The organism is Streptomyces sp. NPDC007863, assembly GCF_040633895.1.
In the GTDB taxonomy this organism is placed as follows: domain Bacteria; phylum Actinomycetota; class Actinomycetes; order Streptomycetales; family Streptomycetaceae; genus Streptomyces.
The window spans coordinates 173,346-193,146 of sequence record NZ_JBEYEI010000005.1 but is presented as its reverse complement, the minus strand read 5'-3'; the positions used below and the strand labels follow the sequence as shown (position 1 = coordinate 193,146).

Annotated in this window: 17 protein-coding genes; 11 read left to right on the top strand and 6 right to left on the bottom strand. The window is 73.7% G+C overall.

The annotated features are described in order from the left end of the window. The first annotated feature begins 24 nt into the window (after positions 1-24). Positions 25-912: a glycoside hydrolase family 19 protein gene (locus ABZ621_RS10070; protein WP_360602605.1), complete on the top strand. Its 888-nt coding sequence runs from the start codon at positions 25-27 to the stop codon at positions 910-912. 4 nt (positions 913-916) lie between these two features. On the opposite strand, the gene ABZ621_RS10065 is transcribed toward ABZ621_RS10070, so the two are convergent. Continuing rightward, positions 917-1,819 carry a hypothetical protein gene (locus ABZ621_RS10065; protein WP_360602603.1) on the bottom strand — a complete coding sequence of 301 codons (903 nt, stop codon included), beginning with the start codon at positions 1,817-1,819 and terminating at the stop codon, positions 917-919. Between the two features lie 161 nt (positions 1,820-1,980). Between ABZ621_RS10065 and ABZ621_RS10060 the strand changes: the two genes are divergently transcribed. Then, the gene (locus ABZ621_RS10060; RefSeq protein ID WP_360602601.1) at positions 1,981-3,345 is read left to right on the top strand and encodes an aspartate aminotransferase family protein; all 1,365 of its coding nucleotides are present in this window, start codon (positions 1,981-1,983) and stop codon (positions 3,343-3,345) included. Positions 3,346-3,400: 55 nt separating this feature from the next. On the opposite strand, the gene ABZ621_RS10055 is transcribed toward ABZ621_RS10060, so the two are convergent. From ABZ621_RS10055 to ABZ621_RS10040, 4 genes are all read right to left on the bottom strand, one after another. Next, complete coding sequence (locus ABZ621_RS10055) at positions 3,401-4,270, bottom strand: helix-turn-helix transcriptional regulator (RefSeq protein ID WP_360602599.1); 870 nt, start codon at positions 4,268-4,270, stop codon at positions 3,401-3,403. Positions 4,271-4,380: 110 nt separating this feature from the next. Next, a complete protein-coding gene (locus ABZ621_RS10050) occupies positions 4,381-5,238 on the bottom strand; it encodes a helix-turn-helix transcriptional regulator (RefSeq protein WP_360602597.1) in 858 nt (285 codons plus the stop codon). A 600-nt stretch (positions 5,239-5,838) separates the two neighbouring features. Then, positions 5,839-8,307: an alpha/beta fold hydrolase gene (locus ABZ621_RS10045; RefSeq protein ID WP_360602595.1), complete on the bottom strand. Its 2,469-nt coding sequence runs from the start codon at positions 8,305-8,307 to the stop codon at positions 5,839-5,841. A 34-nt stretch (positions 8,308-8,341) separates the two neighbouring features. Then, positions 8,342-8,740: a nuclear transport factor 2 family protein gene (locus ABZ621_RS10040; protein WP_360602593.1), complete on the bottom strand. Its 399-nt coding sequence runs from the start codon at positions 8,738-8,740 to the stop codon at positions 8,342-8,344. A gap of 151 nt (positions 8,741-8,891) precedes the next feature. Between ABZ621_RS10040 and ABZ621_RS10035 the strand changes: the two genes are divergently transcribed. The 6 genes from ABZ621_RS10035 (at position 8,892) to ABZ621_RS10010 (ending at position 15,998) form a co-directional block, all read left to right on the top strand. After that, the gene (locus ABZ621_RS10035) at positions 8,892-10,364 is read left to right on the top strand and encodes an MFS transporter (RefSeq protein ID WP_360602591.1); all 1,473 of its coding nucleotides are present in this window, start codon (positions 8,892-8,894) and stop codon (positions 10,362-10,364) included. Between the two features lie 88 nt (positions 10,365-10,452). Next, positions 10,453-11,952 carry an NAD(P)/FAD-dependent oxidoreductase gene (locus ABZ621_RS10030; RefSeq protein ID WP_360602589.1) on the top strand — a complete coding sequence of 500 codons (1,500 nt, stop codon included), beginning with the start codon at positions 10,453-10,455 and terminating at the stop codon, positions 11,950-11,952. Continuing rightward, on the top strand, positions 11,949-13,004 hold the full coding sequence (locus tag ABZ621_RS10025) for a ketoacyl-ACP synthase III family protein (protein ID WP_360602587.1): 1,056 nt from the start codon (positions 11,949-11,951) through the stop codon (positions 13,002-13,004). Before ABZ621_RS10030 ends, ABZ621_RS10025 begins: the two co-directional genes overlap by 4 nt. Positions 13,005-13,096: 92 nt before the next feature. Continuing rightward, positions 13,097-14,176 (top strand): ScbA/BarX family gamma-butyrolactone biosynthesis protein, encoded by a 1,080-nt coding sequence (locus tag ABZ621_RS10020; RefSeq protein WP_360602585.1) that lies wholly within the window; start codon positions 13,097-13,099, stop codon positions 14,174-14,176. Further along, complete coding sequence (locus tag ABZ621_RS10015; protein ID WP_360602583.1) at positions 14,176-14,883, top strand: HAD-IB family hydrolase; 708 nt, start codon at positions 14,176-14,178, stop codon at positions 14,881-14,883. The genes ABZ621_RS10020 and ABZ621_RS10015 overlap by 1 nt, the downstream gene beginning before the upstream one ends. A 26-nt stretch (positions 14,884-14,909) precedes the next feature. Beyond that, a complete protein-coding gene (locus ABZ621_RS10010; RefSeq protein ID WP_360602581.1) occupies positions 14,910-15,998 on the top strand; it encodes a beta-ketoacyl-ACP synthase III in 1,089 nt (362 codons plus the stop codon). Positions 15,999-16,086: 88 nt separating this feature from the next. Here the strand turns inward: ABZ621_RS10010 and ABZ621_RS10005 are convergent, their stop codons facing one another. Beyond that, the gene (locus ABZ621_RS10005; RefSeq protein ID WP_360602579.1) at positions 16,087-16,992 is read right to left on the bottom strand and encodes a LysR family transcriptional regulator; all 906 of its coding nucleotides are present in this window, start codon (positions 16,990-16,992) and stop codon (positions 16,087-16,089) included. A 100-nt stretch (positions 16,993-17,092) separates the two neighbouring features. On the opposite strand from ABZ621_RS10005, the gene ABZ621_RS10000 reads away from it, so the two are divergent. The 3 genes from ABZ621_RS10000 to ABZ621_RS09990 are packed head-to-tail and all read left to right on the top strand — an operon-like array spanning position 17,093 to position 19,772. Further along, positions 17,093-18,034 carry a zinc-binding dehydrogenase gene (locus ABZ621_RS10000; protein WP_360602577.1) on the top strand — a complete coding sequence of 314 codons (942 nt, stop codon included), beginning with the start codon at positions 17,093-17,095 and terminating at the stop codon, positions 18,032-18,034. Then, positions 18,031-18,699, top strand: coding sequence for an NAD(P)H-binding protein (locus ABZ621_RS09995; RefSeq protein WP_360602575.1), 669 nt, complete (start codon positions 18,031-18,033; stop codon positions 18,697-18,699). Before ABZ621_RS10000 ends, ABZ621_RS09995 begins: the two co-directional genes overlap by 4 nt. Further along, positions 18,696-19,772 (top strand): hypothetical protein, encoded by a 1,077-nt coding sequence (locus tag ABZ621_RS09990; RefSeq protein WP_360602573.1) that lies wholly within the window; start codon positions 18,696-18,698, stop codon positions 19,770-19,772. The genes ABZ621_RS09995 and ABZ621_RS09990 overlap by 4 nt, the downstream gene beginning before the upstream one ends. Positions 19,773-19,801: the final 29 nt, after the last annotated feature.

Here is a 19,801-nt window from a genome sequence, read left to right as displayed (position 1 = left end):
CCCCCACCGGAAGGACGACAGCGCATGCGACGACGTCTCCTCGCCCTCCTCGCCGCCCTCTGTACGGCGCTCGGGCTCGCGATCCTGCTCCCCACCACGGCCGGCGCGGCCCCCGCCTGCGTCACCGCCTGGAACTCCGGCCAGGTCTACACCGGCGGCATGACCGCCTCGTACAACGGCCACAACTGGTACGCGAAGTGGTGGACGCAGAACGAGCGTCCCGGCTCCACCGACGTCTGGCGCGACGAGGGCGTCTGCGGCACCGACGGCGGCGGCGGCACCCCCGACCCGTCCGGATTCGTGGTCAGCGAGGCGCAGTTCAACCAGATGTTCCCGAACCGGAACCCCTTCTACACGTACGCGGGTCTGGTCGCCGCCACCAAGAAGTACCCGGCCTTCGCGGGCACCGGCAGCGACACGGTGAAGAAGCAGGAGGCCGCGGCCTTCCTCGCCAACGTCTCCCACGAGACGGGCGGCCTCGTCCACATCGTCGAGCAGAACACCGCCAACTACCCGCACTACTGCGACGCCAACCAGCCCTACGGCTGCCCGGCCGGCCAGGCCGCCTACTACGGCCGCGGCCCGATCCAGCTCTCCTGGAACTTCAACTACAAGGCCGCCGGCGACGCCCTCGGCCTCGACCTCCTGAACAACCCCTGGCGGGTCGAGCGCGAGCCGGACGTCGCCATGATGACCGGCCTCTGGTACTGGAACACCCAGAACGGCCCCGGCACCATGACCGCCCACAACGCCATGGTCAACGGCGCCGGCTTCGGCCAGACCATCTGGGCGATCAACGGCTCCCTGGAGTGCAACGGCGGCAACCCCGCCCAGGTCCAGAGCCGCGTCACCAAGTACCAGCAGTTCACCCAGATCCTCGGCGTCCCGGCCGGCGCGAACCTGTACTGCTGAGACCTCAGTACGTCCGCCAGCTCGCCTTGGCCGCCCAGGCCAGGGCGAGCGCGGGCGTGAGGGCCGCGACGAACGCGGGCAGCCCGTCGTACCCCGCCACCCGGAACTCCAGCGCCTTCGGCAGCAGCAGCACCACCCCGGCCAGCAGGATCCCGAGGGCGGGCAGATGGACCACCGGCCGGAAGCGGCGCATCCGCCGCAGGTCGGAGACCTCCATGTACGACTTCATGCAGCACCCGGCGATGATCACCCACGGCCAGACCCAGATCGCCAGGACCCAGGTCATGGCCGAGTCCGCCCCGCCAACCTCGTCGTGCTCGCCCACCGGCCCGTCCGACGCCCCCGGCGCGTAGTACACCGACAGCTCCGTGCCCGGCGCGGGCGGCTCGGGCGCGGTGGAGTACCCCTCCACGGTGACCTCGCGCGGCCCGTCCCGGAACGGCACCCGCACCACGACGTCGGCCAGGTAGTACGGGTCGTTGTCCTCGCCCTCGGGGACGTACTCCGGCTTCCCCGCCAGCCGCACCACCGGCAGCGTGTACTCCCCGTACCCCGCCGCCTCCATCCGCTCCTCCCACTGCCCCCGGGCGCTGCTCGGGGTGAAGACCACGAGGAAGGCGGCCAGGGTGGCCACCGGGATCCCGAAGGCGAAGAGGTACGGCAGCACCCTGTTGTCCCGCCGCTCCTTGCGCGGCGGCGCGTCCAGGTGACCCCGCCCCCGCGCCCGGTACGACGCCGTCACCCACCCGGCCGCGCAGAGGGCCGACACCCCCGCGAGCGCCACCTCCGGCAGCAGCGGCGGATACGCCGACACCCCGGCCAGCGAACACCCCACGGCGCCGACCGCGCCGACGATCATCCCCCACCCGAAAACCCTGGTGGCGGCCGTTCCCCCCGACCTGTCCATGGCGCGCAGCATAGGCGCCCCGCACGGCCGGAAGACACCCTCCGGCGGCGCGACGAAATCCGCAGCCGACCGCCCGGCAGAGCACAGTGTCGTGTCCGGCGCGTTCTCGGTGGACAAGATGGTCATGGCCGCCCCACCTGCGGTTCCTTACCCTCGGATGCATGACCCCTCATGTCATCGAACCCGATCCCCAGGCCGGTGCCGCCGTCAAGGCCGCGGACCGCGCGCACGTCTTCCACTCCTGGTCCGCCCAGGGCCTGATCGACCCGCTCGCCGTGGCCGGCGCGGAGGGTTCGTACTTCTGGGACTACGACGGCAACCGCTACCTCGACTTCACCAGCGGTCTCGTCTACACCAACATCGGCTACCAGCACCCCAAGGTGGTCGCCGCCATCCAGGAGCAGGCCGGGAAGCTCGCGACCTTCGCGCCCGCCTTCGCCGTCGACGTCCGCTCCGAGGCCGCGCGCCTCATCGCCGAGCGCACCCCCGGCGACCTGAACAAGATCTTCTTCACCAACGGCGGCGCCGAGGCCGTCGAGAACGCCGTCCGGATGGCCCGGCTGCACACCGGCCGCCACAAGGTGCTCTCCGCCTTCCGCTCGTACCACGGCGCCACCTCCACCGCGATCAACCTCACCGGCGACCCCCGCCGCTGGGCCTCCGACACCGGCTCCGCCGGCGTCGTGCGCTTCTGGGCGCCCTTCCTCTACCGCTCGCCGTTCTACGCCGAGACCGAGCAGCAGGAGTGCGAGCGGGCCCTCGCGCACCTGGAGGACACCATCGCCTTCGAGGGTCCCGGCACCATCGCCGCGATCATCCTGGAGACCGTCCCCGGCACCGCCGGCATCATGACCCCGCCGCCCGGCTACCTCACCGGCGTCCGCGAGATCTGCGACAGGTACGGCATCGTCTTCGTCCTCGACGAGGTCATGGCCGGCTTCGGCCGCACCGGCAAGTGGTTCGCCGCCGAGCACTTCGACGTCGTCCCCGACCTGATGACCTTCGCCAAGGGCGTCAACTCCGGCTACGTGCCGCTCGGCGGCGTCGCCATCAGCGAGGAGATCGCCGCCACCTTCGAGACCCGCCCCTACCCGGGCGGCCTCACCTACTCCGGCCACCCGCTGGCCTGCGCCGCCGCCGTCGCCACCATCCAGGTGATGGAGGACGAGAAGGTCGTCGAGAACGCCGCCCGCGTCGGCGAGCAGCTCCTCGGCCCCGGCCTGCGCGCGCTCGCCGAGCGTCACCCGTCGGTCGGCGAGGTCCGCGGCATGGGCGTCTTCTGGGCGCTCGACCTGGTCAGGAACAAGGAGACGCGCGAGCCGCTCGTCCCGTACAACGCGGCCGGCGAGGCGAACGCCCCGATGGCCGCCTTCGGCGCCGCCGCGAAGAAGAACGGCCTGTGGCCCTTCGTGAACATGAACCGCACCCACGCCGTCCCCGCCTGCAACGTCTCCGACGACGAGGTCAAGGAGGGCCTGGCGGCCCTCGACGCGGCCCTCACCGTCGCCGACGAGCACACGGTCTGACCGCCGGTCCCGGTGGCCCCGGCAGCCATGAGGGCCGCCGGGGCCACCGGGGGCGCTAGCCGCTCTCCGGGGCGCCGCACCGCGACGGCCCGGGCAGCAGGGAGAGCAGCCGGGCGAGGGCCTGTTCGGAGGAGGAGCCCGCCTCGGCGCTGAACACCACGGCCCGCTCGCCGGAACCCGAACGGTGTTCCAGCGTGACGACGGACAGCTCCAGGCGCCCCGCCACGGGATGGTCGAACGTGACCGGGCCGCAGGAGTCCTCGGGCGCGGCGCCCTCCGCGGCGGCGGCGCGCCACCACAGTTCGGTGAACTCGGTGCTGTTCTCGGTCAGTTCGGAGATCAGGTCGGTGAGCAGGCGGTCCGTCGGATACCGCTGGGCGGCCCCCCGCAGCGAGGCCGCCACCCCGGCCGCCGGCCGGTCCCGCCGTCCGAACAGGGCCCGGGTGCGGGGGTCGAGGAAGACCATCCGGGCCAGGTTGGGCCGGACGACGAGATACGCGGCGGGGTCCGGCTGGGGCGCCGTTCCGCGCAGGTGCCAGGCGAGCAGCGCGCCCCCCAGCGGGTTCCAGTCGACGACGTCGTGGCGGTGGTTGAGCACCACCGCGGGCAGCGACGGCATCGACGAGGCGACGCGCCGCACCGCGTCGGAGCCGTCCCGGCCCGCGGCCTGGTGGGCCAGCCAGTAGAGGTGCGCCCGCTGGGTGCTGTCGAGGAGCAGGGCGCGGGCGATCGCGTCCAGGACGGCGGGCGAGACCCGCCGCGCCCTTCCCTGTTCGATGCGGGCGTAGTAGTCGTGACTGATCCCGCCGAGCAGCGCCACCTCCTCCCGCCTCAGCCCGGGGACGCGGCGCGGGGACGTGCCGGGAGGCAGGCCGACCTTCTCGGGCGTGACGAGACAGCGCTGGGACCGGAGGAAATCGCCCAAGCGGGCTGCATCATTCATGGAAACACGGTTCCATGGGCATGGAATGCCCCGCCAGCCCCCAGCCTGCCCCTATTGATCATTCCCTAATCCGGCCATGCGCGGCCGTCGGTTCATTCCTTGAGGAGTGAGGCGAGCGCGGCTTCCGACGGGGATCCGGATTCGGCCCGGTAGAGGACGATGCACTGGTCAGCGGCGTCCGGAAGCCGGAGCGTCTCGAACGACAGCGTCAGCCGCCCGACCTTGGGGTGATGGACGGAACGGGTGCCGTGGGTCTTGTCCCAGACGACATGTCCGGACCAGATCTCGGCGAACTCCGGACTCTTGTCGTTGAGGCGGTGAATGAGTGCCGAAAGCTCGGGGTCCCCGGGATATCGGCCCGCCATGACACGCAGATATCCCGCCAATTCGTGGGCCTCGTCCATCCAATGCGGATAGAGCGCGCGGGACCCCGGTTCGAGGAAGACCAGTTCGGCGAGGTTGGGCAGGTCTTCGTCGCGGGCCGTCGGGGCGAGGTCGATGTGGCCGGAGAAGAGGATCCGGGCGAGCCGGTTCCACGCCAGGATGTCGACCCGGCGCCCGAGCAGGACGGCGGGCCCGTTCTCGTACGCCGCGATCATCCGGGCCACGGCCGGCCGGGCCTTCTCGGTCAGGGGCTGCGGATTCCTCGGCGCCGGGCCGGAGCGGGCGGCGAGGTCGTGCAGATGGGCCCGTTCGTCCGGGCTCAGCCGCAGCGCGGTCGCCAGGGCGTCCAGCACCTCGGGAGAGGCGGTGCCGTTCTGCCCTTGTTCGAGGCGTGTGTAGTAGTTGACGCTCACCCGGGCGAGCTGGGCCACTTCTTCCCGCCGCAGTCCGGACACCCGCCGGCGCTTCCCGGCGTCACCGGTCAGCCCGACGTCCTCGGGACTCAGCCGGCCGCGCCTGATCTGCAGGAAGCGTCCGAGTTCCAATTCCCCCGTAGCCTTCTTCATGGATGACCGCCCCCTCAGCCGTCGCCGCGCGTGACGAGCGGCCGGTCGGTGCGCTTAATCCACGCGAGGAGGAAATCCCCCGCCGGTCTTGATCCGGGCGGTGGTAAGTACGGGTGGCCCGACGGGCCGCCGGACGGGTTCGTTCTCGATGGCATATTCGCGGCGCGTGTCGAATGCCATGGTCTCTGCAAGGCGAGCCCCATGTGATTCCCCCTGTTGTCCTGCCGGGCCGAGTCGGTTGCCCCTTGAACGTTCAGGCTTCGAACTCGGCCCCGGTGATTCGGTTGTCCGGCGATCATAGCAAGTGGCCGAAGTCCATCAAGTCGACTTCGCGGGGCGGAAGTTACCGACGGCGACAAGAGGGGTGTCCGGAGAAACCGAATGATTGATATTCCGGGAATCAATCATTCCCTCGTGCCCGGTCCGCACGGCTCAGGCCCCTGGTGGGGGGAGGTACCAGGGGCCTGAGGACCGGGGCGCCGGGGAAGGCCGGCTCCACGCCGGCCGGCGCGCCCGCGGTTGCCGGGCGGCAGGTGAATCGCGGCGGATATCCGGACAACCGACAGGTGGAATACCGGATATCCGCCGCCTCCTCGCGGACTACTTCGCGAGGAAGTCCTCCAGCAGCGTGGCCAGCGCGATGGGCGTCTCCACCATGGGGTAGTGGCCCGCGTTGCCGATCACCGCCAGTTCGCCGTTGGGGTAGTGCTTCATCCAGGTCCCGTTCATCGCCTCCGCGGTGACCGCCGGGTCGTTCTCGCCCACGACCACGAGGGCCGGCACCTCGGAGCCGGTGATCCGGGCCGAGAAGTCCGTGGTGCGGAAGGAGTCCAGGTAGCTGCGGAAGGCGACCGGGCCGACCGCCTTCATCGAGGCGTCCGCCCAGGCGTTCACCCAGGTCGACGAGAGCTTGTCGCCCGTCGTCATGTTGATGACGATCCGGCGGTTCTCCACCTTGTGCGCCGCCTCGGCGAACAGCGGGAAGTCCTCGTCAGGGATCGGCATGCCGGACGCCGGCACCGGGCTGAGGCCGATCAGCCGGCGCACCCGGTGCGGGGCCTTGAGCAGCACCTGCTGGGCCGGCTGGCCGCCCAGCGAGTGGCCTATCAGGGAGAACTCCTGCCAGCCGAGGTGGTCGGCGAGCGCCAGCACGTCCGAGGCGATCTCGTCCGTGCTGTACGTGCCCGCCTCGTCGCGGGCGTGGCTGAAGCCCCGCGCGTCCATGAAGGCGTACGAGAAGCGGCTCCCGTCCAGGTACGGCCACCAGGCGCTGAAGGTCTCGTGGCCGCCGAACAGCGAGTGCAGCACGATCACCTTGTGCGGGCCGTCTCCGACGGTGCGGGCGGGCGGGACGTAGCGGCCGGTCACGGCCATGGGTGCCTCCAGGAGGGAATCGGTGGACCGGAGCGCCCGGTCGGTGTCGTGGTCGGTGCCGGGCCCGGGCAGCAGCAGGCGCCCGAGCTCCGCGTGCAGTTCGTCGAGGTCCTCACGGTGTCCGTGCAGGACGATGTGTCCGTCGGGGCGGACCAGGTGGAAACCCGGCCGTCCGCAGTGCAGTTCGCGTGCCGCGCGCCGGGGGAGGTCGGCCTTCCGGCCGCGCCCGCCGCGGCGCGGCGCCTCCGTGACGTCCACGACGCGGACCGCGCGGCCGAAGGGCTGCGCGAGCCGGCGCACCGCCTCGGCGAGATCCGCCCCGGCGGCCCGCCTCGGATCGGGCGACACCAGCACCGCGAACGGGCCGGGATCGGCTCCGGGGCCGGCCAGGCCCAGGTCGACGGCGAGTTCCCGGGGCAGGGCGGCCCCTTCGCGGGCGTGCCTGCGCAGCGTGGACCGGAACGAGCACCAGGTGGCGCGGTGCGTCCGCCGCTCGCGCGCGGCCCCCGGCTCGGGTGCGTACACCCAGCGCCGGCCGGCCGCGATCGGCAGGTAGAAGCGGTCGAGGGCGCGGGTGCGGTCGAGCGCCTTCATCGCGGTGTCGCGCAGCAGGACCTGGCCGGTGCCGGTCCACATGGCCGCGCGGGTCTGCAGGTCGGTGTCGCGGACCACCGCGTCGGCCACCGGAGCGCGCTCCGCGGTGTACGTGGCGAGCAGCTCGGGCCTCGCGTGCCCCCGCACCACCGAGGCCAGCTTCCACGCCAGGTTCTGCGCGTCCTGCATGCCCGTGTTCAGGCCCTGGCCGCCCATCGGGCTGTGCGCGTGTGCCGCGTCCCCGGCCAGGAAGACCCGGCTCAGCTGGAAGGAGGCGGCGCGCCGGCGGTGCAGCCGGAAGGTGGTGACCCAGTCGGGGTCGACGAGGCGCAGCCCGCCGGGCCCGCGCATGTCGACCAGGCGCTGCATGTCCTCCAGGGTGCCCTCGGTGAGCCCTGCGGGCGCGTTGGTGAAGAAGCGGTACAGGCCGTGCGGCTGCGGGACGATCGCGAGGACGCCCAGCCGGGACTGGTGGTAGTGGATCTCGTCGGGGGCCAGCGGGTTGTCCTCGATACGGGCGTCGGTGATGAGGAAGCGGTTCTCGTACGTGGCCCCTTCGTAGGCGATGCCCAGCTGGTTGCGGACGGCGCTGGCGGCGCCGTCCGCGCCGATCACCCAGGGCACGGTGAACCGTTCGACGGAGCCGTCGGCGTGTTCGAGGGTGGCGGTGACGTCGGTGCCGGGGGTGATGGCGCCGGAGAAGTCGACGCCGTGCAGGGCGAGGAGCCGCACCCCCCGCTCGACGGAGCCGCCGAGCCCCTTGAGCCCGGCGGTGAGGATCTCCTCGGTGCTGCGCTGGGGCAGGCAGTACGGGGCCATGCCCTCGGTCATCCGCATCCGGGACACCGGCTGCTTCTCCGAGTAGTACGTCATCCGGCGGAGCTCCACGGACACGTCCCGCAGGTGCTCCGAGAGGCCCAGGTCCTCGAGGATGTCGAGGGTGCGCGGCCAGACGAGCATGGCCTTGGAGTAGACGCTCGGGCCTGCCGCGGAGTCGATCAGCCGCACCCTGACCCCGCGCCGCAGCAGCTCGCAGGCCGCGGTGAGTCCGGTCGGGCCGGCGCCGACGACGAGCACATCGCACTCGTTCTCGTTCGACATGGTGGTCTCCTGCGTGCTCGCGGATCGGGTCGGCTCAGTGGAAGGCCAGGGAGATGGCGTAGCTGTCCTCGTGCATGTGGTAGCGGGTGATCTTCCCGTCGGTGACGCGGAGTTCGAGGGCGAACTCCGAGGCGAAGCTCTTGCCGGTCGCGTCGACGCGGTACCGGAAGGAGCCGAGGACGACGGCGAGTTCGCCGTCCACGAGGGTGTGGACGGTCTCGAAGGACTCGGGGGTCATGTTCTCGCCGGCCATCCGGAAGAAGTCGCGGATGTCGGAGTGGTTCTCCCGCCGGCCCATCCAGGGGATGAGCGCGGTGTCTCCGGGGGTGAACCAGTCGACCGGCTCGGCGATGAACTCCAGGGCGCCTTCGACGTCGCCCTTGCTGACGCGGGCGAAGAACGCCTCGACGGTGGAACGGGTGTCTGCGGTCATGGCCGGAACGGTACGCACGGCATCGCGTCACGAGACAGACCCGGCCAGTGGTACCCACGGCAGCCATATGAAGGGGCGGGTACTGGCTCGCCTTCGCTTCTTCCCCGGATGCTCGACGCCTAATCAACCGACAGGAAGCGAAAGGCCTCTCATGTCAACGATCAACCAGTCCGGGGAGACGCTGGAGGGACGGCCGTCCGCGCCGCCCCCGGCGCCGGCCGACGGGAAGATGACGCGCCGTCAGACGATGGTGCTCTTCCTCCTCCTCGGCGCCCAGTTCACCCTGGCCGTGGACTTCTCGATCATGAACGTGGCCGTCCCCGTCATCGGCCGCGAACTGCACTTCTCCCAGGAGAACCTGCAGTGGATCGCCACCACCTTCGCCCTGAGCGCGGCCGGCTTCAGCCTGCTGTTCGGCCGCATCGCCGACCTCGTCGGCGCCCGCAAGGTCTTCCTCGCCGGCCTCGTCCTGCTCACCGTCGCCTCCCTGCTCGGGGGCCTGGTGGACGCGTCGGGCCCGCTGCTCGCCGCCCGCGTCGCCCAGGGCCTGGCCACCGCGATGGTCACCCCCGCCGGCCTGGCGCTGCTGACCACCTCCTTCCCCGAGGGCCCGCTGCGCGACCGGGCGCTCGGCCTCAACGGCGCCATGCTCTCCGCCGGATTCACCTGCGGCGCGATCCTCGGCGGTCTGCTCACCGACGTGCTGAGCTGGCGCTGGGGCTTCTTCATCAACGTCCCGATCGGCATCCTGCTGATCGTCGTCGCCCCGATGCTCCTCGCCAAGGGCGAGGTGCGCCGCGGCGGCAAGCTGGACATCCCCGGCGCCGTCACCGTCAGCGCCGGCCTCATCGCCCTCGTGTACGGCATCTCCGCGGCCGGCCAGTACGGCTGGGCGAACTCGACCACCCTGGTGTCCCTCGCCGTCGGCGTCGTCCTGCTGATCGCCTTCGGCCTCATCGAGCTGCGCGCCCCGGAGCCGCTGGCCCCGCTGCGCGTCCTGGGCCTGCGGAGCGTGACCTGGGGCAACATCGGCGGCGCCGCCACCTTCATCGGCTTCACCGCCATGATCTTCCTGATCACCCTGTACCTCCAGGACGTGCTGGGGTACTCGGCGATGGCGACCGGTCTGACCTTCGGCGTGCTCGGTGTCGGCGCCTTCCTCGGCGGCGTCACCGCCCCGCGCTGGATCGGCGCCCTCGGCGGCAGCAGCCCGGTCCTGGTGGCCGGCCTGGTCGTCCAGGGCCTCACCGTCGGCGCGCTGTACTTCGCCGGCGACGCCCGCGGCTGGCTCTACGCCGTGCTGGGCCTGGCCTTCCTCAGCAGCTACGCCCACGTCGTCGCCATCGTCGGCTTCATGGTCACCGCCACCTCCGGGCTGCCCAACGAGCAGCAGGGCCTGGCCACCGGCATCACCACCCTGACCCAGCAGGTCAGCATCACCATCGGCATCCCGATCATGAGCGCCATCGCGGTGGCCCAGATCCGCGCGAGCGGGGACTCCTCCGTCGAGGCCGCCACGCTCCACGGCATCAACGTCGCCATCCTCGCCAACGGCCTGATCCTGGTCGCCGTCGGCCTGCTCGTCGCGCTCTTCGTCAAGCGCCGCGCCGCCGCCACCGACTGACCGGCCGGCGCCCCCCGATCCCGCGGCCGGGGTCCACCCCCGGCCCCGGCCGCGGCCACCCGCACGTCTTCCGCCCGAGAGGAGCACGATGAACCACCCTCCCCAGTCCGGGGCGTTCCCGGGCGACGGCACCGACGTCCTGATCGTCGGTGCCGGGCCCACCGGGCTGATGCTCGGATGCGAACTGCGCCGCCTCGGCGTCGAGTGCACCGTCATCGACCAGGCCCCGGGCATCGACCCGCGGACGCGCGCCGTCATGGTGCACGCGGCGAGCCTGGAGACCCTGGAGGACCTCGGCCTGCGCGCCGGGCTCGAACGGCAGGGGGTGCGCCAGCACCGCATCGCCTTCCACCTCCACCACGGCGCCGCGCACACCGTCGAGTTCGCCGGACTCGACACCCCCTACCCCTACTACCTCAACGTCCCGCAGCCCGTGGTGGAGCAGGCCCTGGCCACGGCGTTCACCGACCGGGGCGGCCGGCTGCTCCGCCCGGTCCGCTACGCGGGCCACCGGACGGACGGTCCCGACGGCCGCCTCCTCGTCGAACTGGAGTTTGATCAGGGCGTGTTCGGCCTCCCGGCCCGCTACCTGGTCGGGGCGGACGGCGCGAGCAGCGGCGTCCGCCAGCACCTCGGCATCGCCTTCGACGGCGTCACCTACCCCATGAGCTACCTCCTCGCCGAGGGCAGCCCCCGGCAGGCCGTCGACCCCGACGCCTCGGCCATGTACGTCGGCCCCGGCGGCGCGGTCTCGCTGCTGCCCCTGCCCGGCGGCCTCGTCCGCATCGCCGGCCCCGCCGCCCCCGAACTCCTCGGACGCGACGAGGCGGTCACCGGCGCCGCGTTCGCCCGGGCCGTCGACGCGCTGGGCTTCGGCGCCACCCTCCGCCTCGCGCGCACCGACCGGCTCGCCCACTACCAGGTGCACGAGCGGCTCGCCGCCACCTTCCACAGCGGCCGGGCCGTCCTCGCCGGCGACGCCGCCCACCTCAACTCGCCGGCCGGCGGCCAGGCCATGAACACCGGCTTCGCCGACGCGAGCGCCCTCGCCTGGCGGCTTGCCGCCCTCGTCGAGGGCCGGGCCGACGAGCGCGTCCTGGCCGACTACGCCGGGGAGCGCCGCCACGCCGCCGCCGAGGTGGGCCGGGCCACCAGCGCCCTCGGCCTCCTCCAGGCCATGCGGGAGGCCACCACCCAGGAGCTGCGGCAGCGCGTCCAGGAGACGCTCGCCGGATACGCCGAGGCATGGAGCCAGCTCTACACGACGTACGCCCCCGGGCCGGCCGCCGCGCTGCCGCGCCGGGAGACGTACCAGCTCGTCCCGGGCGCCCGCGTGCCCGGCCACGTACCCCACCCCAGCCGGCCCGTCGCGCTCTTCCGCCCCGGTATCCACCCGGAGGCGTACCGCGGCGTGCTCCCCGCGGGCACCCGGCCCCTGGCCCTGACCACCCGCCAGTCCGCGTGGCTGCCCGCCGGGGCGGACGCGGTCCTGGTCCGCCCCGACCGGCACGTGGCGGCCGTCCTCGCCCCGGGCACGCGGCGGCCCGACGGCACACCGGAACCCCGACGAGAGGAGGTGGCCGCGTGAACCGGGCCGCCCCGACCACCCCCGAGGCCGAGGTCGTCACGATCGCCGGCACCGGCAGCTACCTGCCCGAGCGCGTCGACGTCGAGAAGGCCGCCGAAACGTACGACCCGAGCGGCGAGGGCGACCGTATCCGCTCCGCCGGATACGCCGCCGTCTGCGCGGAGGACACCCTCTACCCGGCCGACATGGCGCTCCTCGCCGCCCGCGACGCCCTGCGCGCCGCCGACGTCGAGCCACGTGAACTCGACCTCGTCGTGATCACGTCGATACACCGCCACGGCCACAAGCGGCTGTGGGCGCCGGCCTCCTGGCTGCAGTCCGAACTCGGCTGCCCGCAGGCGCTGCCGCTCACCGTCAACCAGGGCTGCAACGCCCAGATGCTCGTCCTCGACATGGCCGCCGGATTCCTCCGCGGGCGCGGCCGGGGCACGGCCCTGGTCGTCGCCGCGGACCGCTTCGCCTCCTCCGGCTTCGACCGCTTCACCGCCGACTACGGCATCGTCTACGGGGACGGCGCGGCCGCCGCCGTCCTCACCTCGCAGCCGCCCGGGCGGGACCGCCGCGGCGGCTGGCGGATGCTGGCCCGGCACACGGTCAGCGCCCCGCACCTGGAGGGCCTGCACCGCGACGAGGCCCCCGCGCCCGAACTGCCCGAGCTGCTGGCCTCCGAACACGACGTCCGCGCGGCCAAGCGGCGCTACCTGGCCGAGCGGGGCAAGGACCAGCTGCGCGACAGCACCCGCGCGGCCGTCCGGGAGATCCGCGCCGCGCTGCTGCCGGACGGCGACGACCCCGCCCTGCGCCGCGTCGTCTACCCCAACCTGGGGCTCCCGCTGCTCACCGAGAACTACTTCCCGGAGTTCCCCGGCGGCCGGGACCGGTCCCTGTGGGACTTCGGCCGCACCGTCGGCCACCTGGGCACCGGCGACCAGATCGCCGGTCTGCACCACCTCACCGCCCAGGACGGGCCGGCGCCCGGGGACCGGGTGCTCCTGCTCGGCGCCGGCGCCGGCTTCACCTGGACCGGCGCGCTCCTGGAGCGGGCCGCTTGAGCCCGGCCCCGTCCCGTCCCGCAGCCCTCACCGAACCGTTCCACCCCGAGAACCACGTCACGTCCCATCCCACGACAAGGCAGGTTCCTTCCATGACCGCAACGCTTCCCGAGGCGCCCGAACTGAGCTACGCGCGCACCGTCGACCGCGGCCTGGTACACCGCGACTCGGTGGGCGAGGTGTTCCTCACCGACCTGAAGCCGATCGACGACACCGGCTACCTCGCGGGCGCCCAGCTGCCCCGCTCGCACGCCTACTACGGCGACCACCTGCTGCGCCCCAGCACCTACGACCCGGTGCTGCTCCTGGAGGCCTGCCGGCAGTCGGCCCTGGCCGGCGCGCACGCCTTCTACGGGGTGCCCACCGGCCACAAGTTCATCCTCACCCACCTGCGCATCCACCTGAGCCGTCCCGAGCGGATCGTCGTCGGCGCGGCGCCGTGCGCGATGACCCTGCGGGTCGCCGTGTCCGGCCACCGCAAACGCGAGGGCCTCACCACCGGCCTCGACTACGACATCGACATCGACGTACGGGGCACCGTCATCGGCCGCGCCTCGGTCGGCCTGCGGTTCAAGTCCCCCGAGGACTACCTGGCGCTGCGGCTGCGCAACCGCGACGGCAAGGCGCTGCCCAGCTCGGACGCGTACCCGCACACGGGCCGCGGCGGCTCGGTCGAGCCGTACCGCGTCGGCCGGAAGAACAGCGACAACGTCGTGATCGACCACGCCACGCGGGAGGGCGCCACGGCGGAGGCGCTGCTGCGCGTCCCGGGCGACCACCCGAGCATGTTCGACCACCCGCAGGACCACCTGCCCGGCATGGTGCTCGCCGAGGCGGCCCGCCAGCTCGCCCTGTTCGGCGCGCTCGAAGTGCACGGCATGTCCCCGTCGCGGACCTTCCCCACGGACCTGTCGGTGGTCTTCAGCCGCTTCGGCGAGCTGGAGCACGCCACGGAGCTGACGGCGGAGGTCGGCGAAGTCCTCCGGTCCGACCGCGACGCCGCCACCGGGGCGTACTACACGCAGGGCGGCGTGGTGGAGCTGGGCGAGGACGACGGCGAGGGCGACCGGGCCGGCGTGGACCAGCTCCGGGTGCGGGTCGACGCCCGGCAGGACGGCGAGTCGATCTGCCTCTTCGGCCTGAGCTTCTCGCGCGTCGGGGACCTGGGCTGATGGCGGGCGGGAGCGCCGGGCCCGGCGCGGCCTTCTTCGACGTGGACGAGACGCTCGTCCGGGTCAAGAGCATGTTCTCCTTCCTCCGTTTCCACCTGGCCCGCCGCGGCGAGCCGGACGGCACCTACGACCGCCTGACGGCGGGACTGCACCGGGACGCGGCGCGCGGCGTCCCCCGCGCGGAGATCAACCGGAACTACTACCGGCTGTACGCGGGCGAGCGGCGGTCCGAGCTCGCCGAGACCGGCCGGGCCTGGTTCGACGCGCTGCTGACCGACGGCGACGTCTTCCTCGGCGAGACCGTGGCCCGGCTCGAACGGCACAAGGAGCGGGGCGAGTTCGTGGTCCTGCTGTCCGGCTCCTTCCACGCCTGCCTGGACCCGGTCCTCGAACACCTGGGCGCCGACTGGGCGATCGGCACCCGGCCCGTGGCCCGTGACGGCGTGCTCACCGGCGAGGTGGTCACCCCGATGATCGGGGCCGCCAAGGGCCGGGCGGCGCGCGCGGTCGCCGCCGTGCGCGGACTGGACCCGGCCGCGTGCACCGCCTACGGCGACCACGGCACCGACGCCGACCTGCTGGCCTTCGCCGGGAAGGCGGTCGTGGTCGGCGACGACCCGGTGCTCGCCGAACACGCCGCACGGCTGGGCTGGGAGCGTCTGGCGACGGCCCCGGCACCGGCGCCGGCGGCGAGCGGAATCCGATGAGTTTCCATCCACCCTCAGGAGAGGCCATGCGCAACCCCGTCGGGATCGTGGGCACCGGCTCCCGGCTGCCCGAACAGGTGGTCGGCAACGAGGAGATCGCCCGCGCCGCGGGCGTCTCCGACGAATGGATCGTGCGCAAGACCGGGATACGCGAGCGCCGCCGGGCCGCCCCGCACGAGGCCACCTCGGACCTCGCGGCAGCGGCCGCGCGGGCGGCCCTCGAACAGTGCGGCCTGAGCCCGGAGGACGTGTCGTACCTCGTCGTGGCCACGTCGACGCCCGACCACCCGCAGCCCGCGACGGCCGGCATCGTGCAGGACCTGATCGGCGCGCGCCGGGCGGCCTGCTTCGACATCAACGCGGTGTGCAGCGGCTTCGTCTACGGCCTGGCCGTCACCGAGCGGATGCTCCGCGCGGACGGCGGCCACGGATACGGCCTCGTCATCGGCGCCGACATCTACTCGCGGATCCTCGACCACACGGACCGCAGGACGGCGATCCTCTTCGGCGACGGCGCGGGGGCCGTCGTACTGGGGCCCGTGCCCGAGGGGCGGGGAATCCTGCGGACCGACCTGCGCACCGAAGGCGGCGCGCACCGCCTGATCAGCGTGCCCGCGGGCGGCAGCCGGCGGCCCGCGTCGGCCGAGACCCTGGAGGACGGCGGGCACTTCTTCCACATGGACGGGCGGGGCGTGCGCGAGTTCGTGAACGAGCGGCTGCCCGCCGCCGTCCGCGCCCTCCTGGAGCGGTCGGGCACCCGGGCCGAGGACATCGCGCACCTCGTCCCGCACCAGGCCAACGGCGTCATGCTGGCCGAGGTCAGGCCCCGGCTCGGGCTCGGCGCGGCCGCCATGCACCTGTCCCTGGAGCGGTACGGCAACACGGGCGCCGCGTCCGTGCCCGTCACCCTCGACGAGGTGCACCGCGCCGGCCTCCTCGACGAGGGCGACCTGCTGGTGCTCACCGCGTTCGGCGGCGGCATGTCGCTGGGATCCGCCCTGGTCGGCTGGGCCGCGACCGCGCACGCCGGGGCGCCTGCCCGCCCGGCAGGGGCCGCGCGTCCGCTCGCCGAGCGCCACCGGGGCCTGATCCCCCTGCTCCCGGCGGGCCTGTAGACCCGGGGTTCCCCCCGGTTCGTGCCCTCCCTTCCCGTACGCGCGTACGGGAAGGGAGGGCACCGTCATGCGCGGAGCGTCCCCGGACTCAGACCGGGAGCCAGCCCTCCGCCGCCGCCAGCTCCAGCGCCGTCTCCTCGAAGCGGGCCGCCACCGGCGCGAGCGGGCCGTCCGGCAGCGCCAGGTGGATCCGCTGCGGCGGCGCGTCCTCCAGCGGGATCCAGCGCAGCCAGTCGGCCAGCCCGTCCCGGGACGTCTCCGGCACCAGGCCGACCGCCCGCCCGTCGCGCAGCAGCCGCTGGGTCGGATCGAAGGCGATCGGCCGCTCCACCAGTTCCGGGCGCACCCCGGCCCCCGCGAACAGGCCGACGAGGGCGTCGTACGCGGTCGGGTTCGCCTCGCGGGCGTGGACGAGCACGGGGTACGCCGCCGCGTCCGCCAGGCGCGCCGCCGCGACGCCGGCCAGCGGGTGGTCCTCGGAGACCAGCAGCCCCTGCGCCGCCTCGCGCAGCAGCCGGGTCCGCACCCCCGGGACCGGGGGCGAGGTGCGGACCACGCCCGCGTCCGCGCGGCCCTCCCGGATCGCCTGCGCGAGGGCGGGCGTCCGCGTCATCTCCGCGCTGACCCGGATCTCCGGATAGCGCTCCGCCAGGGCCTCCACCAGCTGCGGCACCGTGCCGTACCCGGTGGTCGCGCTGTACGCGAGCCGCAGCAGCCCCCGCTCGCCGCGCCCCGTGCGCCGGGCCGCCTCCCAGACCTCCTCCAGCGCCTCCAGGGCGGCGGGACCGCGTTCGAGGGCGGCCTGCCCGGCCTCGGTGAGACGCACCGTCCGGGTGGTCCGGGTGAACAGCCGGACGCCGAGCGTGCTCTCCAGGCGGCGGATCTGCGCGCTCAGCGCGGGCTGCGCGATGTGCAGCCGCTCGGCGGCGCGCGTGAAGTTGCCCTCCTCGGCGACCGCGAGGAAGTAGCGCAGCAGCCGGGCGTCAGGAGTCACCACGTCAGCCTAGGTGCCGCCCCCATTCATAACCAGCGCTTCCGAATCCATAGCCAGCCGGTCTTTCCCTCACCGGGCCGCCCGTTCCTAGCGTGGGGACATGACCCTCACACCCCTTCCCGAGGCCATCCGCGCCTACGTCGGCACGCCCGAAGGACCCGAGCTGCGCAAGGTCGCCCTGCCGAGCCCGGCTCCCGGCGAAGCCCTGGTGCGCGTCGGCGCGTTCTCCGTCAACCGCGGCGAGCTGCGCCTGTTCGCCAAGCGGGCCGAGGGCTGGCGGCCCGGCCAGGACCTGGCGGGCGTCGTCGTCCAGGAGGCCGCCGACGGCAGCGGACCGGCCGCCGGCACCCGCGTCGCGGCGATGGCCGACTTCGGCGGCTGGGCCGAGTACACCGCCGTCCCCACCGACCGGCTCGCACCGGTCCCCGACGGCGTCGCCACCCAGGAGGCCGCCACCCTCGGCGTGGCCGGCCTCACCGCCCTGCGCGCGCTGCGGCGCGGCGGACCCCTGCTCGGCCGCCGCGTCCTGATCACCGGCGCCAGCGGCGGCGTGGGCTCCTTCGCGGTGCAGCTCGCCGCCGCCGAGGGCGCCGAGGTGACGGCGCTGCACGGCAGCCGCCGCACGCTCGACCTGACCGCCCTCGGCGCCCGCCACGTCATCACCTCGCTCGACGAGGCCGAGGGCCCCTTCGACCTCGTCCTGGAGTCCGTCGGCGGCGAGGTCCTGACCGCCGCCCTGCGGATGCTCGCCCCCGTCGGGCACCTCGTCCTCCTCGGCACCTCCTCGGGGCGCACGGCGGCCCTCTCCATCTCCTCCTTCGTCCCGCACGCCCGTCAGACCCTGCACCCCTTCTGGGTGTTCGGCTCCGGCGAGTCCGTCGCCGAGGACCTCGGCCTGCTGCTGCGCACGGTCCGGGACGGCCGGATGCGGCCCGTCGTGGCCCGCGCCGAGGGCTGGGAGCGGCTGCCCGAGGTGATGACCGCCCTGCGCGAGCGCCGCCTCGCGGGCAAGGCCGTCCTCCTCGTCGGCGGCGCGCCGTGACCGCGCCGGCCGCCGCGCGCATCGCCGTCGTCTCCTCGGGTTTCGCGGCCTCCACCGGCCGCCGGGTCGCCGACCACGCCGCCGGCCGGGGCCACGACGTCCGCTTCGTCGACGACGTCGAGGACGCGGCCGCCCTGCGGACCGCGCTGCGCGACGCGGACGCCGTCGTCCTCGTACCGAAGCGGGGCGACCCCGTACGCCACACCGAGCACGCCACCCGGCTGCTCCTCGCCGAGGCCGCCGCCCGTCCGGCACCGCCGCACCTCGTGCTGCTGAGCTCCTTCGCCGTCGGCCACGGTCCCGCCCACCCGCTCAACCGGACCGTCGCCACGCTGCTGCCCGCGCGGATCGCCGCCGAGCGGGCCCTGCGCTCGGGCCCCGCGCCCCACACCATCGTCCGGCCCACCTGGATGACCGACGATCCGCCCGGCTCGCACGCCCTGACCCTGACCCAGGACCCGCGCACCGACGGCATGATCTCCCGCGCGGACCTCGCCGCGGCGATGATCGCCGCCGTCGAGGAGCCGTCCGCCCGCGGCACGACCTTCGCCCTCTTCAACGAGCCGGGCGAGCCGCTCGCCGACTGGGCCGCGGCCTTCACCGGGCTGCGCCGGGACGCCCCCGACACCGCCGACGCCGACCCCCACCGGGAGGAGCTGTCATGACCGCCTTACCCGCCGCCCAGCACGCCTGGGAGGACACCTTCCGCCACGACGAGGAGGGCCGCCCGCTCGCGCCGCGCTTCCACCGGCTCCTCCTCCTTGACCTCACCGGCGGCGCGCCCACCCCCGCCGACGCCGCGCACCTGGAATCGGCACTGCGCACCCTGGAGCGCGAACTCCCCTACGGACCCCAGGGGTTGCTCACCTGCCTGGGCTGGGGGCCCGGCTACTTCGAGGCGTACACCGGCGTACGGTCCCCGGTGAACAGGCCCGTCCCCATGGCCCGCTGGGAGAACCCGCGCCTCGAATCCTTCGACGCCTGCCTGCACCTGGCCTCCGACGACGAGGAGACCCTCGCCGAGGTCACCGGCCGGCTCTTCGGCGACGGCCCCCTCGACCAGCGGGGCCGGCTGCGGCTGACCGAGGTGCGCACCGGCTTCGTCGGGCGCGGTCTGCCCGCCGCCCGCCGCCCCGGGTCCGGCATCCCCGGCCGCGCGCCGCTGATGCTCGGCTTCCACTCGGGACTGCGCGGGAACCAGGCCCCCGAGGAGCGGATCTCCGTCCCTTCCGGCCCGCTGCGCGGCGGCACCACCATGCACGTCAGCTACATCGAACTCGACGTCGACAGTTGGTACGAACAGGACGCCGACACCCGCAGCGCCCTGATGTACTCGCCGCGCGTCGGCGCCGACGAGGCGGAGAAGCTGGTCGACGACGCCACGAGCGACGCGGACAGCCTGCCGCGGGTGGCCGCCGACCACGGCCGCGTGGGCCACGCCCAGGCCACCGGCCGCGCCCGGCTCGCCGGCGTCCCGCGCATCAACCGCAGGGACTTCGCGACCCTCGACCACGGGGCGCCCGGGACCCACTTCGTGTCGCTGCAGCGCACCATGGAGGACTTCAACGCCACCCGGGCGACGATGAACGCGGCCGACGCGCCGACGCACGACCGCCGCATCGGCGTCCGGCGGCGCAACGGCATCAACGCCTTCATGGAGGTCCGCAGCCGCGCCACGTTCGCGGTGCCCGTGCGCCGGGACCGCGCCTTCCCGTTCCTGGCGGCGGACTCCCGCTGAGCGGGCGGCACGGGGGCGCCGGTCGCGGG

Bases quoted from the DNA above. Each gene is read 5' to 3' on its own strand.
- ABZ621_RS10035 (WP_360602591.1), top strand. From the start codon at position 8,892: ATGTCAACGATCAACCAGTCCGGGGAGACGCTGGAGGGACGGCCGTCC.
- ABZ621_RS10030 (WP_360602589.1), top strand. From the start codon at position 10,453: ATGAACCACCCTCCCCAGTCCGGGGCGTTCCCGGGCGACGGCACCGAC.
- ABZ621_RS10065 (WP_360602603.1), bottom strand. From the start codon at position 1,819: ATGGACAGGTCGGGGGGAACGGCCGCCACCAGGGTTTTCGGGTGGGGG.
- ABZ621_RS10000 (WP_360602577.1), top strand. From the start codon at position 17,093: ATGACCCTCACACCCCTTCCCGAGGCCATCCGCGCCTACGTCGGCACG.
- ABZ621_RS09990 (WP_360602573.1), top strand. From the start codon at position 18,696: ATGACCGCCTTACCCGCCGCCCAGCACGCCTGGGAGGACACCTTCCGC.
- ABZ621_RS10020 (WP_360602585.1), top strand. From the start codon at position 13,097: ATGACCGCAACGCTTCCCGAGGCGCCCGAACTGAGCTACGCGCGCACC.
- ABZ621_RS10070 (WP_360602605.1), top strand. From the start codon at position 25: ATGCGACGACGTCTCCTCGCCCTCCTCGCCGCCCTCTGTACGGCGCTC.
- ABZ621_RS10010 (WP_360602581.1), top strand. From the start codon at position 14,910: ATGCGCAACCCCGTCGGGATCGTGGGCACCGGCTCCCGGCTGCCCGAA.
- ABZ621_RS10050 (WP_360602597.1), bottom strand. From the start codon at position 5,238: ATGAAGAAGGCTACGGGGGAATTGGAACTCGGACGCTTCCTGCAGATC.
- ABZ621_RS10040 (WP_360602593.1), bottom strand. From the start codon at position 8,740: ATGACCGCAGACACCCGTTCCACCGTCGAGGCGTTCTTCGCCCGCGTC.
- ABZ621_RS10045 (WP_360602595.1), bottom strand. From the start codon at position 8,307: ATGTCGAACGAGAACGAGTGCGATGTGCTCGTCGTCGGCGCCGGCCCG.
- ABZ621_RS10015 (WP_360602583.1), top strand. From the start codon at position 14,176: ATGGCGGGCGGGAGCGCCGGGCCCGGCGCGGCCTTCTTCGACGTGGAC.
- ABZ621_RS10060 (WP_360602601.1), top strand. From the start codon at position 1,981: ATGACCCCTCATGTCATCGAACCCGATCCCCAGGCCGGTGCCGCCGTC.